Origin of the sequence: Azonexus sp. (assembly GCF_049652925.1) — a bacterium.
Classification (GTDB): Bacteria; Pseudomonadota; Gammaproteobacteria; order Burkholderiales; family Rhodocyclaceae; genus Azonexus.
On the sequence record NZ_JBASFI010000018.1, the window covers coordinates 1 to 12,841 of the forward strand.

Consider the following 12,841-nt stretch of genomic DNA (forward strand, 5'->3'; position numbering starts at 1 on the left):
ACCGTGAAACAGATGAGCGCCAATGATAGTGAGCTTCCGCTCGCGAAAGTAGGTCAACGCCAGACAACCCATACCAAAAGCCCCGTTCAGCTCACGCTGAACGGGGCTTTTGCCTTTGTAGAGGAAATAAATTCACATCATCAAAACTATGGATTCGTCCGGTGTTGCGAAGGGGGCTTGGCTTGCTTTCTTATGTGCGGATGATCTGCCTGATTGCTTCGGCTGCTGCCACCATGCCAAAAACTGACGTTACACAGACGGATGACCCGAAGCCAGAACAATTGAGACCAGTAGCACTGAGGGTGGTGTCGCATGCCGAGTCGTTCTCTGGATAGCGTAGTGGCTCGGTCGAAAAGACCGCGGAAACGTTGAATTTCTTATTTGTGTCGCGGGGAAATCCATATTCACGGCGTAATAGTGCGCGAACCTTTGCTAGCAAAGGATCTTGCACGGTTTTACTAAGATCGGTAACGCGCACTAGAGTTGGGTCGATTTGCCCACCTGCTGCCCCGGCAACGACAACTGATGTATTTATTCTTCTGCAGAGAGCTATCATGGCTGCTTTGGCGCGTACCTGATCAATCGCGTCGATTACTACCGAATATCCGTGGTCGAGTAGGCTCCCTACGTTTTCTGGCGTAACGAAATCTTCGATGCAAGTGACTTCGCAATCGGGATTGATGGCCCGTATTCGTTCGGAAATTGCCACTACTTTCGCTTTTCCATAGACATCACCCAGAGCATGGATTTGCCGATTGGTGTTGGATTCGGCCACCATATCAAGGTCGACAACAGTAATTTTCCCGACTCCCGTGCGAGCAAGTGCTTCCGCGCTCCACGAGCCGACCCCACCGATTCCAACAATGCAAACATTTGCTTTTCGTAAACGTTCAGCACCATCGGCACCATACAGGCGGGTGACGCCACCGAAGCGACGTTCGCGATCGATAGTTGGCATCAGTTCTCAACCGTTTTGCGAATGACTGCGTTGAACGGGGCAATCCATTCGGGAGAGAATTGATTGTCGCAGGCGTTGATTTCTGCGATAGCGCGTAATACAGAACGATTTTTCCCACGATGGATATGTTTGAGCATAACGGCCTCGAAAGCGTCGACAATGGCAAGTATCTTTGCTCCTGGGCTGATATCCACATCGAGCAAACCACTTGGATAGCCAGCGCCGTCTGGCATTTCGTGATGTTGGGCGACTATTACAGCGGCGGTCTCCCAGCCAGGAATTCTCTGTAAAAGACCAGCCGCAAAACCAGGGTGGTTTCTTAGCGTCAGTTTGTCTTCGGCTGTCATTTTTCCTGCTTTTAACCAAGCGGACTCCGGTAAAAGCATCATGCCAATATCGTGAAAATATATAGCTGCTTCAAGTTGAGAGGGATCAATGGGGGTTATACCTGCCTTATTAGTCTCCAGCGCAAGCCGAAGTATGCGCATGGTGCGTCCCTTGAACAGGGGAGAGCGGCTTTCGAACTGCAGCGCAAGTGAGCGGAAGAAGTGTAGATCGGTACTGGCATTCTTCCGCTTGGGGCTTGGCGAGGAAAATCGTGGCGCGCGGCTAGAAATGTTGGGCATTACCGGAGGAAAGCCGGTAACGGCTTCGATCAACTCTGCACAGGCGACGTCTATCTGTTCAATCGACTCTTGGGCGAGGGCATCAAGACCCTGTACAAGCATGGGGAGTTGGAGGTTGTCCAATGGCTTGCCAGCAAGGAGGGCATCCGTTGCCAACTCAAGGCGGTCAACAGCGAGCAAAATCATTTCAGCAAGTAATTCCGAGAGCTGGATTTCACTTTCTCGAAGACGAGCCAGAATGGTCTCTATTGGATGCGTGACGGCAACGGCCAATTCGAATTTACACAGTGAGGCATCACCCTTGACGTTGTGAACGGCGCGAAAGAGGTCGGCAATAATATCCCGGTCTGCTGGGTTTTTTCTCAAGTGCGCAATATCACGTTCGATCTCCGGCGCTCGCTCGGTTAGAGCCTCGGCGAACTCCAGTAGTGTTTCACGATCATGGATTACTGGTGCAATGATCGAACGAATGTCCATGTGGCCCCCATTATTTCTAATAATTCTAGGAGTTTAACAAACTGGCGTTCGGAGCTGCGCCCTTCCTTGATTCCTCGGCCTTGACTGCGCCACCTTCGCCACCTAAGATTCCGCGCTTCATCAAGGAAATGCCTGCCGTGACTCTGGAACAGCTCTACGCCCTTATCGGGCCCGACATGAAGGCCGTTGACGCGGTCATCCGCGACCGCCTGCATTCAGAGGTGGTTTTGGTCAGACAGGTTGCCGAATACATCATCGGCAGTGGTGGCAAGCGTATGCGCCCCGCGCTGGTCCTACTAGCGGCTGGTGCGCTAGGTTATAAAGGAGTTCGTCATCAGGAGATGGCGGCAGTGGTAGAGTTTATTCACACAGCCACCTTGTTGCATGACGATGTGGTTGACGAGTCAGCGCTACGTCGCGGGCGCGACACTGCTAATGCCATGTTCGGTAACGCAGCCAGTGTGTTAGTCGGTGATTTCCTCTATTCGCGTGCATTCCAGATGATGGTTACGGTCGACAACATGCGCGTGATGCAGGTTCTTTCGACCGCAACAAATATTATTGCTGAAGGAGAGGTTCTGCAGCTGATGAATTGCCACGATGCTAACGTGGACGAGGCGCGTTATATGCAGGTTATCCACTACAAGACAGCAAAGCTCTTCGAGGCTGCAGCTCAGCTTGGCGCGATCCTTGGCAATGCTTCGCCAGAAGTGGAGGCCGCCTTGGCCGCATATGGCATGCATCTCGGGACCGCGTTCCAGTTGATTGACGACGTTCTCGATTATTCCGGCCAAGAGGCCGATACCGGCAAACATATTGGCGACGATCTCGCCGAAGGAAAGCCGACGCTGCCTCTGATCTACGTCATGCAACATGGAAGTGCTCAGCAGGCAGCGTGTGTTCGCAGGGCAATAGAGGAAGGTGGGCGCGATGATTTTCCTGCTGTGCTCGATGCCATCAGGAATAGTGGAGCTCTGGATCATGCGCGGGAGCGCGCGGCCGAGGAGGCGAGTCTCGCAAGAGCATCAATTCAGTGCTTGGGGGATTCAAATTATAAAAAAGCTCTGCTACAATTGACGCTCTTTGCAGTTGAGAGAAACCATTAGGCTTCTTTCTGATGTCGGAGTGTAGCTCAGCCTGGTAGAGCACTGCGTTCGGGACGCAGGGGTCGCAAGTTCGAATCCTGTCACTCCGACCAAAACACTGTAAAGAAAGCACTTAGCCATCCTCCGGGATGGCTTTTTGCTTTGTGGTTCGGCGTTGGATAACAACACCGTTCTCCGCTTCGTTTTAGGGCGAGTTCGTTCTTGCCTTCAGGGCGGTGGCAATGTATTGAAGTGTAGTGGAGAATAAAAGTTCACGGAAAAGCCGTGGTCTTTTTGTTTCTGGGGTAAATGATGAAATACCTGCTTTTGTTTGCGTTTCTCGCGGCTGTTTGGTGGGTGTGGTCGAAGCGCCATTCAGCGGCTGGAACAGAGACCTCGGAAAGGCGGGAACCTGCCCCGGAAAAAATGCTGCCTTGCCTGCATTGTGGTGTCCACCTCCCTGAGAGTGAAGGCATCGTGGACGGTGATCGGTTCTATTGTTGCGAGGCGCATCGCTTGGCTGCCAGTCGCTCGGAGCGGTGATGCCGGATTGGCTTTCATCGACTTGGGAGGCCAACTGGCGTTCGTTCCAGTATTTCAACTTGTACCGGCTGGTTTTGGCCGCGTTGTTTTTTCTGGCCATTGTTTTCCCCCATGAATGGTCCGCCCGACTGAACCTCGTGCCGTCACCGCTGATGTTCGGGCTGACCGGGGGGTACATGATGGCTACGGTCACTGGTTTGCTTCTGGCAACACATTGGCAACGTCGATTCAACCGGCAGCTGTCGGCTCAGATGGTGGTCGATGTGGCTGTTGTCAGCTCGCTGATGTACCAGGCCGGGGGAGTCGGCAGCGGCTTGAGCGTGCTGTTGTTGGTGTCGCTGGCGGCGGCCAGTCTGGTCGGGCGCGGGCGGCTGGTGTTGTTTTATGCCGCGCTCGCTACGCTGGCGATTTTGCTGAGCCAGATTTACGGGATCGCTGCCAAGGATTTCGATGAGTCGTCAGTTGTTCAGGCTGGGTTCATCTCTGCCGGCTTTTTCGCAACCGCAATTCTTGCTCGTCTGCTCGGGCAGCGGGCGATGGTTCATGAGGATCTGGCGCGTAGACGAGGGGAGGCCCTTGCTAACCAGATATTGATCAGCCAGCGTGTCGTGGAGCGGATGCAGGATGGTGTGCTGATCGTTGCCGAGGGTGGCGTGGTGAGCCATTGCAATCCGGTGGCCAGGGCCATGCTTGGCCTGCCAGGAAATGATGGGCTGTCCGGTTTGGCCACTCAGGCATCTGGCTTGGCCGCTGCATTGCAGGCGTGGGATGAGCATGGTGGCGAAGAAAGCCTGCTGTTTCGTGGTGCCGACGGACGTGAATTGCGGGCACGTTTTGAGCGAACGGCAAGTTCCGATGGCGAAGTTCTGGTTTTTCTCGATGATGTCGGGCGAATCAAGGAGCGCGCACAACAATTGAAATTGGCTTCTCTGGGCCGGTTGACCGCAAGCATCGCCCACGAAATCCGCAATCCCTTGTCCGCTATTGGCCATGCCGGAGAGTTGTTGCGCGAGGAGCGTCGCGGGGAGATGCAGGAGCGCCTTCTCCGGATTCTCAACGACAATGTGATCCGCCTTGACCGGATCGTCGGCGATATCCTTGAGCTTGGTCGCCAGAGCCGCGCGGAGCCAGAGTTGCTTCGAGTCGACGAGTTCTGCGCCGGCTTTGTCGAGCATTTCAACGCGACGGAAAGTCTGTCGCCCAACATCGTCGTGCTTGAAGGTGCGTCGCCACTCAATCTTTGTTTCGACCGCTCGCATCTGCATCAGGTGCTGTGGAATCTGGTCAGCAATGCACTGCGCCATTCGAGCCGTGGTCCCGGGGCGGTTCGTATTGAACTGGGCAGCGGCCATGGCGATGGCCGGGTAGAATTGCACGTGGTCGATGATGGTCCGGGTGTTCCGGAAAACGTGCGCGAGCAGATTTTCGAGCCGTTCTTTACGACGCACACGCTGGGAACGGGGCTGGGTTTGTTCATCGCCCGTGAATTGTGTGCGACCAACGGGGCAAGTCTGGCGCTGGCGGAGTCGTCGTCCGGCGCGCATTTCATTGTTGCAGGGAGAAACGATACGTGTCTGTTGCCAGAACCGAACGGCGCCCGCGCGGCGAAATGAGTCGAGTCCTCGTTATCGACGACGAGGCCGATATCCGCGAACTGATCGATCTGACGTTGGTTCGCATGGGGCTGGCGACTGAGTGTGTCGGCTCGGTGGCCGAGGCGCGGGCGGCCCTTGACGGCGACGCCTTTCAGCTTTGCCTGACCGACATGCGCCTTCCGGATGGGGATGGTCTGGAGATCGTTCGCTACATTACCGAGCACCATCCGCAAACGCCGATTGCCGTGATTACAGCCTACGGTAGCGCCGAAAATGCCGTGGCTGCCTTGAAGGCCGGTGCCTTCGATTATCTTGCCAAGCCGGTGGGTCTTGAACAGTTGCGCACCCTGGTCAAATCGGCCCTGCGCCTGCCGGGTGGCGGGCAGGATAGCGAGAACCCCCTGCAATCGTTGATCGGCGATTCGCCGAGCATGCAGCAGGTGCGGGCGATGATTGAGAAGCTGGCACGCAGTCAGGCACCAATTTATATCTCGGGTGAGTCAGGCAGCGGCAAGGAGTTGGCGGCGCGCCTGATCCACGGTCGTAGCGCGCGGGCTGCCGCCACCTTTGTCCCGGTCAACTGCGGGGCGATTCCCGAAAACCTCATGGAAAGCGAGTTTTTCGGCTATCGGAAAGGGGCTTTTACCGGCGCCGATAGCGAGCGCGAAGGCTTTTTCCAAGCGGCCCATGGTGGCACGCTGTTCCTTGATGAAGTCGCCGATCTGCCGCTGGCCATGCAGGTCAAGCTGTTGCGTGCCATTCAGGAAAAACGCGTGCGCAAGGTGGGGAGCGTGGCCGAGGAGCCGGTCGATGTCCGGATCATCTGCGCTACGCACAAAAATCTACGTGAGCTGGTCGACCGGGGCGCCTTCCGGCAGGACTTGTATTACCGACTGAACGTGATTGAACTACGCATGCCGCCGCTGCGCGAGCGGATGGAGGATATCGTGCCGTTGGTTGAGGCCATCCTGCGTCGGGTCTTTGGTGATTCGCCTCCCAAGCTGTCGAGCGGGGCGGTCAAGGCGCTGTCGTTTTACTCCTTCCCGGGCAATGTCCGCGAACTGGAAAACATCCTTGAACGGGCAACAGCACTTTGCTCCGGCGACCTGATCGAGGTCGAGGATCTGCATATCGGTCCGGAGGAAATGGCTGGTAACGACGAGCAGGGGCGTGGCAGCGAGACCCTCGACGAGTACCTCAACCGCCTCGAGCGCCAAGCCATTCTAGAAGCTCTGCAGAAGGCCGAGGGCAACCGAACGGCCGCGGCCCGCTTGCTCGGTGTGACCTTCCGTTCGATGCGCTATCGTCTCGAGCGCCTGGGCATCGAGTGATGTCATGGCAGCCTGACGGTTGGCTCGAAGGCGTGCGCTGGCTGCCCTCGCCGAACTTTGGCGAACGGCCGGCCGGCGAGCCGGTGTCGCTCGTCGTCATCCACAACATCAGCCTGCCGCCCGACGAGTTTGGTGGCGACTGGGTCGAGAATTTTTTCCTCAATCGGCTCGATCCCACGATCAACCGGTATTTTTCGACAATTTTCGAATTGCAGGTCTCGGCCCATTTTTACATTCGACGCGATGGCCGCGTCGTCCAGTTCGTCGGCTGCGACCAGCGGGCCTGGCATGCCGGGCAGTCGTGCTGGTGTGAGCGTGACAACTGCAACGACTACTCGGTGGGGATCGAGCTGGAAGGCTCGGATTCGCAGCCGTTCACGGCCGAGCAGTACAATGCCCTATGGGATGTGCTCGATGCACTGCGGGCGCGTTACGCTATTGCGGCCATCGCCGGCCATTGCCACGTAGCGCCCGGACGCAAGACCGATCCCGGGCCCTATTTCGACTGGCCAGCGCTACGGGCGCGCTATCCGGGCCTGAGCTTACCGGCCGAAATAACGGCTTAGTCGCTCTACGGCTTCGGCCAGCCGGGCAACTTCCGTCGTGTAAGCGAAGCGGATATGTTTTTCCGGCTGGTTGCTGCCGAAATCAAGGCCCGGCGTCGCGGCAACCCCGGTTTTCTCCAGCAAGTCCCTGGCTAGCGCGAAACTGTCGTCGGCCAACGCCGAACTGTCGCAATACAGGTAGAAGGCGCCTTCAGGGCGGGCGGTGACGCGAAAGCCGATCTGCTCCAGCGCCGGGGCGAGGAAGTCGCGGCGGCGACGAAACTCGGCACGTCGTGTTTCGAGGAGGGCGATTGTTTCTGGCTCGAAGGCTGCCAGCGCGCCGTACTGGGCGGGGGTCGAGGGGCAGAGCGTAAGGTTTTGCGCCAGCTTTTCGATGTCGCGCACGTAGGGGTCAGGCATTACCATCCAGCCCAGTCGCCATCCCGTCATCTGAAAATACTTGGAAAAGCTGTTCAAAATCCAGATGTCGTCGCCAGCCGCGCAGGCTGTTGGCGCATCGATTTCGTAGGTCAACCCGTGGTATATCTCGTCGACCAAAAAATGGCCATCGTTCTCACGGCAGACAGAGGCTAGCGCTTCGATCTCGGCCAGTGTCAGCAGGGTGCCGGTCGGGTTGGCCGGTGAGGCGACGAGCAGACCGGCGGTGCTCTGCTTCCAGTGCTGACGAAGCAATTCCGGTGTCGGCTGAAAATTGGTTTTGGGGCCGACCGGGATGTTCTGCGGTCGACCGTCAAAAGTGCGCAAAATGTGACGGTTGCACGGGTAGCCCGGATCGGTCAGCAGCCACTCGTTGCCGGGATCGGCCAGGCAGGCAAAAGCCAGGTTCAGGGCGCCGGAAGCGCCGTTGGTTACGGCAATGCGGCTGGCCGGAACGCTGACGCCATAGCGCTGACGGTAGAAGGCGCTGATCGCTTCGCGCAATTCGGGCAAGCCAAGCGCCTGCGTATATTTCGTTTTTCCGCTTTTTATCGCGTTGACCGCAGCATTGGCAATCGGCTCCGGCGTCGGGAAATCCGGTTCGCCGACTTCCATGTGAATGATGTCGCGACCCTCGGCTTCGAGCTGGCGGGCGCGGGTCAGCAGTTCGACAACGTGGAAAGGTTCGATGTCGGCAAGGCGTTGGGCGGGACGATACATGCGGCTCTCCAAAACAGAACGGCCACCGGGTTTGGCGAACCCCGGTGGCCGTTCATCAAAGCGCTAGCTTAGATCAGGCGGCGCTCTTGAACAGCGCCATTTCGAACAGTTCGCGCTTCAGCGTGAATTCACGCGGCAGCTTTTCGCCCATCTTGTCGAACCACTCCTTGTGGCCGGCCAGCTCGGACTTCCACGCATCGGCGTCGATGTTGGTGAGACCTTCGAATTCGGCCTTGCTGATATCCAGCCCGGTCCAGTCGATATCCTCGAACTTCGGCATCCAGCCCAGTGCGGTTTCCTTGGCGGCGACCTTGCCCTTGCAACGTTGAACGATCCATTTGAGGACACGCATGTTGTCGCCGAAGCCCGGCCACATGAATTCGCCCTTTTCGTTCATGCGGAACCAGTTCACGCAGAAGATCTTCGGAGCGGCATCGACGGTCTTGCCCATCTTCAACCAGTGGTTGAAGTAGTCGCCCATGTGGTAACCACAGAACGGCAGCATGGCGAACGGATCGCGGCGGACAACGCCCTGCTGGCCGAAGGCGGCAGCAGTGGTTTCGGAGCCGAGGGTGGCAGCCATGTAGACGCCGTAGTTCCAGTTGAAGGCTTCGTACACCAGCGGCACGGTGGTAGCGCGACGGCCGCCGAAGATGAAGGCGGAAATCGGTACGCCAGCCGGGTCTTCCCAGGCTTCGTCAACCGACGGGCACTGGCTGGCCGGGGCTGTGAAGCGGGAGTTGGCGTGGGCGGCCTTCTTGCCAGCCTTGCCGTCTGCCGGTGTCCAGTCGTTGCCTTGCCAGTCGATCAGGTGGGCCGGTGCTTCCTTGGTCAGGCCTTCCCACCACACGTCGCCATCGTCGGTCAGCGCGACGTTGGTGAAAATGATGTTTTCCTTCAGCGTGGCCAGCGCGTTGAAGTTGGTCTTTTCCGAGGTGCCCGGAGCGACGCCGAAGAAGCCGGCTTCCGGGTTGATGGCGTAGAAACGGGTGGTGCCGTCCTTGTCGACGCGCGGCTTGATCCAGGCGATGTCGTCGCCGATGGTGGTGATCTTCCAGCCGTCGAGGGTCTTCGGCGGAATCAGCATGGCAAAGTTGGTCTTGCCGCAGGCCGACGGGAAAGCGGCAGCAACGTAGGACTTCTCACCTTCCGGCGATTCGACGCCGAGGATGAGCATGTGTTCGGCCAGCCAGCCCTGATCGCGCGCCATATTGGAGGCGATGCGCAGCGCGAAGCACTTCTTGCCAAGCAGGGCGTTGCCGCCGTAGCCGGAACCGTAGGACCAGATTTCGCGGGTTTCCGGGTAGTGCACGATGTACTTGACGGTCGGGTTGCACGGCCATTTGGCATCCTGCTGGCCCGGTTCAAGCGGCGCGCCGACAGTGTGAATGCAGGGGACGAATTCGCCGTCGCTGCCGAGCACGTCGAAAACAGCCTTGCCCATGCGGGTCATCGTGCGCATGTTGGTGACAACGTAGGCCGAGTCGGTGATTTCGAAACCGATGTGGGCAATCGGCGAACCGAGCGGACCCATGCTGAACGGGATCACATACATCGTACGTCCCTTCATGCAGCCCTTGAAGATACCGTTGAGCTTTTCGCGCATGACGGCGGGCTCTTCCCAGTTGTTCGTCGGGCCGGCGTCTTCCTTCTTTTCGGAGCAGATGTAGGTGCGATCTTCGACACGGGCTACGTCGGAGGGGTCCGAGAACGCGAGAAAGGAATTCGGGCGCTTGGCTTCGTTCAGTTTGATGAAGGTGCCGGCCTCTACCATTTCGGCGCACAGGCGGTCATACTCTTCCTGCGACCCGTCAGCCCAGTGGATACGGTCCGGCTGGGTCAGGGCGGCGATTTCGGCGACCCATTTCTTCAGGCCTTCGTGTTTGACGTAGTCGGGTGCATTCAGCGGTGCGGTCATGGCGGTGTCTCTCTCCAAGTGACTGATATTAGATAAGTTTCACGCCAGTCGCCGGGAGCTGCTGCCAAGACTTCGAGCGGCGCTGAGGCCGTCGGCTGGGAAGCCCGTAATTATGCATCAAAGTAGGGTAAACATCTACTTGACTTAACTGGGCTACGTGATTTCCACGGGTGAAAGCCCTAGTTTTGCATGGTATTATGTTCCGCGATTTGAAATTGCATTTCACAATACAAAATGGAGACAATCATGGATTCTCGGCAACTACGTGAAGCAGCGCTCTACTATCACCGCGAGCCCAAGCCGGGCAAGATCGCGGTCACCCCGATCAAACAACTTACCAATCAGTACGACCTGTCGATGGCCTACTCCCCTGGCGTGGCCTTCGCCTGCGAGGAAATCGTCGCCGATCCGCGCGAAGCGAGCACGTTGACTTCGCGGGCCAATCTGGTTGGTGTCATCACCAACGGCACGGCTGTACTTGGCCTCGGTGCCATTGGTCCGCTCGCTGCCAAACCGGTCATGGAAGGCAAGGGCGTCCTGTTCAAGAAATTCGCCAACATCGACGTCTTCGATATCGAAATCGAAGAGCGCGACCCGGACAAGCTGATCGACACCATCGCCTCGCTCGAGCCGACTTTCGGCGGTATCAATCTGGAAGACATCAAGGCCCCCGAGTGCTTCTACATTGAGAGGAAGCTGCGCGAGCGCATGAAGATTCCCGTTTTTCATGACGACCAGCACGGCACGGCCATTGTCGTCGGCGCCGCCATCCTCAATGGCCTGCACCTGATCGGCAAGGATCTGTCCAAGGTCAAGATCGTCACTTCCGGCGCGGGCGCTGCCGCCCTGGCCTGTCTCGACCTGCTGGTCATGCTTGGCGCACCGCCCAGCAATATCTGGGTGACCGATATCAAGGGCCTGGTCTATGAAGGCCGTATTGAAGAGATGGACGAAATCAAGGCGCGCTACGCCAAGGTGACCGAGGCCCGGACGCTGGGCGAGGTCATCGCCGATGCCGATGTTTTCCTCGGTCTGTCGGCCGGCGGCGTCCTGAAACCGGAAATGGTTGCCAAGATGGCAGCCAATCCACTGATCATGGCGCTGGCCAACCCGACGCCGGAAATTAGCCCTGAACTGGTCAAGAGCGTCCGTAACGACGCCATTATTTGCACCGGCCGATCGGACTATCCAAACCAGGTCAACAACGTCCTGTGCTTCCCCTTCATTTTCCGCGGCGCGCTCGATGTCGGCGCGACGACCATTACCGAAGAAATGAAGATGGCTGCCGTCAAGGCCATCGCCGAACTGGCGCGCGCCGAGCAATCCGAGGTCGCGGCCCGCGCCTATGGTGAAAAGGTTGCCAGCTTTGGTCCGGAATACCTGATCCCGAATCCGTTCGACCCGCGCCTGATCGTCAAGATCGCCCCGGCTGTTGCCAAAGCGGGTATGGATTCCGGTGTCGCGACGCGGCCGATCAAGGACTGGGATGCCTACATCCAGGGCTTGAACGAATTTGTTTACCACTCCGGCATGATCATGAAGCCGGTCTTCTCCCAGGCCAAGATGGCGCCCAAGCGAATTGTCTTTGCCGAGGGCGAGGATGAGCGCGTGCTGCGTGCCGTGCAGGTGATTCGTGATGAAGGTATCGCCAATCCAATCCTGATCGGGCGGACCAGCGAAATCAATCGCAGCATCGAAGCGGCTGGTTTGCGCATCCGTGAGGGAGAGGATTTCGAGGTTATCCACGGCGATAACTGCGCATTCTTCGACGAGCATTTCGAGGAGTTCGCGACCACCTATCACCGCCTGATGGAACGCAAGGGCGTCTCGCCCGAATTTGCCCGCAGAGAAATTCGTCGTCGCGCCACGCTGTACGGTTCGTTGATGGTCCACCTCGGCTACGCCGACGGGCTGATTTGCGGGACCTTTGGCCGCCACGAGACACACCGTGACTACGTTGAAAGCGTCATTGGCAAACAGCAAGGGGTGGATCGCTGCTACGCGATGAATCTGCTGATGCTGCCTGGCCGCACGGTATTCATTGGCGACACTTACGTCAATTACGACCCGACAGCCGAGCAGCTGGCTGACATGACCCTGCTCGCCGCTCAGGAAATCCGCAATTTCGGTATCCAGCCCAAGGTGGCCCTGCTCTCGCACTCGACCTTCGGTACGGAAAATACCCCGACCTCACTAAAAATGCGCGAAGTGCTGGCCATCCTTAACCAGCGGGCACCGGATCTCGAAGTCGAAGGCGAAATGCACGGCGATGCGGCGCTCGATGAACGCATCCGCCAGAGCGCCTTCCCGAACTCCCGCCTCAAGGGCCAGGCCAACCTGCTGGTCATGCCGACGCTGGATGCTGCCAACATTTCGTTTAACCTGCTGAAAGTGGCGGCCGGTGACAACCTGACCATCGGCCCCATCCTGCTCGGTGCGGCCAAGCCGGTCAATATCCTGACGCCGACCGCGACTGTGCGACGGATTGTCAACATGACGGCACTGACCGTGGTTGATGCCGTATAAGTGCATTCTTAAGTTATTGTTGTATCTATCTATTTTTATTGATATTTCACGGCCTCCTGCTAAACTAAGGTAAAATCCG

Annotated in this window: 11 protein-coding genes and 1 tRNA gene; 8 read left to right on the forward strand and 4 right to left on the reverse strand. The window is 57.8% G+C overall.

What is annotated here, in order from left to right; translation table 11 throughout:
* On the forward strand, positions 1-204 hold a 204-nt coding region (locus WBK19_RS09010; RefSeq protein WP_511288949.1), incomplete at its 5' end, for a hypothetical protein.
* Here WBK19_RS09010 and WBK19_RS09015 read toward each other — a convergent pair.
* Positions 191-958, reverse strand: a complete 768-nt coding sequence (locus tag WBK19_RS09015; protein ID WP_511288951.1) for a tRNA threonylcarbamoyladenosine dehydratase — start codon at positions 956-958, stop codon at positions 191-193. The two genes, WBK19_RS09010 and WBK19_RS09015, sit on opposite strands and share 14 nt — an antisense overlap.
* Positions 958-2,061, reverse strand: coding sequence for an HD domain-containing phosphohydrolase (locus WBK19_RS09020; protein ID WP_511288953.1), 1,104 nt, complete (start codon positions 2,059-2,061; stop codon positions 958-960). Before WBK19_RS09020 ends, WBK19_RS09015 begins: the two co-directional genes overlap by 1 nt.
* 128 nt (positions 2,062-2,189) lie before the next feature.
* Here WBK19_RS09020 and ispB point away from each other — a divergent pair, with 128 nt between their 5' ends.
* From ispB to ampD, 6 genes are all read left to right on the forward strand, one after another.
* Positions 2,190-3,167, forward strand: coding sequence for an octaprenyl diphosphate synthase (ispB, locus tag WBK19_RS09025; protein ID WP_511288994.1), 978 nt, complete (start codon positions 2,190-2,192; stop codon positions 3,165-3,167).
* Between the two features lie 15 nt (positions 3,168-3,182).
* Positions 3,183-3,259 (forward strand) — tRNA-Pro (locus WBK19_RS09030).
* A 199-nt stretch (positions 3,260-3,458) separates the two neighbouring features.
* Complete coding sequence (locus WBK19_RS09035; RefSeq protein WP_511288996.1) at positions 3,459-3,689, forward strand: PP0621 family protein; 231 nt, start codon at positions 3,459-3,461, stop codon at positions 3,687-3,689.
* Positions 3,644-5,302 (forward strand): two-component system sensor histidine kinase NtrB, encoded by a 1,659-nt coding sequence (locus WBK19_RS09040; RefSeq protein WP_511288955.1) that lies wholly within the window; start codon positions 3,644-3,646, stop codon positions 5,300-5,302. Before WBK19_RS09035 ends, WBK19_RS09040 begins: the two co-directional genes overlap by 46 nt.
* Complete coding sequence (locus WBK19_RS09045; protein ID WP_511288957.1) at positions 5,260-6,615, forward strand: sigma-54-dependent transcriptional regulator; 1,356 nt, start codon at positions 5,260-5,262, stop codon at positions 6,613-6,615. Before WBK19_RS09040 ends, WBK19_RS09045 begins: the two co-directional genes overlap by 43 nt.
* On the forward strand, positions 6,615-7,181 hold the full coding sequence (ampD, locus tag WBK19_RS09050) for a 1,6-anhydro-N-acetylmuramyl-L-alanine amidase AmpD (RefSeq protein ID WP_511288959.1): 567 nt from the start codon (positions 6,615-6,617) through the stop codon (positions 7,179-7,181). The genes WBK19_RS09045 and ampD overlap by 1 nt, the downstream gene beginning before the upstream one ends.
* Here the strand turns inward: ampD and WBK19_RS09055 are convergent.
* Positions 7,158-8,318: a pyridoxal phosphate-dependent aminotransferase gene (locus tag WBK19_RS09055; protein WP_511288961.1), complete on the reverse strand. Its 1,161-nt coding sequence runs from the start codon at positions 8,316-8,318 to the stop codon at positions 7,158-7,160. The two genes, ampD and WBK19_RS09055, sit on opposite strands and share 24 nt — an antisense overlap.
* A gap of 73 nt (positions 8,319-8,391) precedes the next feature.
* Positions 8,392-10,236 carry a phosphoenolpyruvate carboxykinase (GTP) gene (locus WBK19_RS09060; protein ID WP_511288963.1) on the reverse strand — a complete coding sequence of 615 codons (1,845 nt, stop codon included), beginning with the start codon at positions 10,234-10,236 and terminating at the stop codon, positions 8,392-8,394.
* Between the two features lie 246 nt (positions 10,237-10,482).
* Between WBK19_RS09060 and WBK19_RS09065 the strand changes: the two genes are divergently transcribed.
* The gene (locus WBK19_RS09065) at positions 10,483-12,762 is read left to right on the forward strand and encodes an NADP-dependent malic enzyme (protein ID WP_511288965.1); all 2,280 of its coding nucleotides are present in this window, start codon (positions 10,483-10,485) and stop codon (positions 12,760-12,762) included.
* Positions 12,763-12,841: the final 79 nt, after the last annotated feature.

Excerpts from the sequence above, each read along its gene's own strand:
- WBK19_RS09015 (WP_511288951.1), bottom strand. The coding sequence starts at position 958 with ATGCCAACTATCGATCGCGAACGTCGCTTCGGTGGCGTCACCCGCCTG.
- WBK19_RS09020 (WP_511288953.1), bottom strand. The coding sequence starts at position 2,061 with ATGGACATTCGTTCGATCATTGCACCAGTAATCCATGATCGTGAAACA.
- ispB (WP_511288994.1), top strand. The coding sequence starts at position 2,190 with ATGCCTGCCGTGACTCTGGAACAGCTCTACGCCCTTATCGGGCCCGAC.
- WBK19_RS09035 (WP_511288996.1), top strand. The coding sequence starts at position 3,459 with ATGAAATACCTGCTTTTGTTTGCGTTTCTCGCGGCTGTTTGGTGGGTG.
- ampD (WP_511288959.1), top strand. The coding sequence starts at position 6,615 with ATGTCATGGCAGCCTGACGGTTGGCTCGAAGGCGTGCGCTGGCTGCCC.
- WBK19_RS09055 (WP_511288961.1), bottom strand. The coding sequence starts at position 8,318 with ATGTATCGTCCCGCCCAACGCCTTGCCGACATCGAACCTTTCCACGTT.
- WBK19_RS09060 (WP_511288963.1), bottom strand. The coding sequence starts at position 10,236 with ATGACCGCACCGCTGAATGCACCCGACTACGTCAAACACGAAGGCCTG.
- WBK19_RS09065 (WP_511288965.1), top strand. The coding sequence starts at position 10,483 with ATGGATTCTCGGCAACTACGTGAAGCAGCGCTCTACTATCACCGCGAG.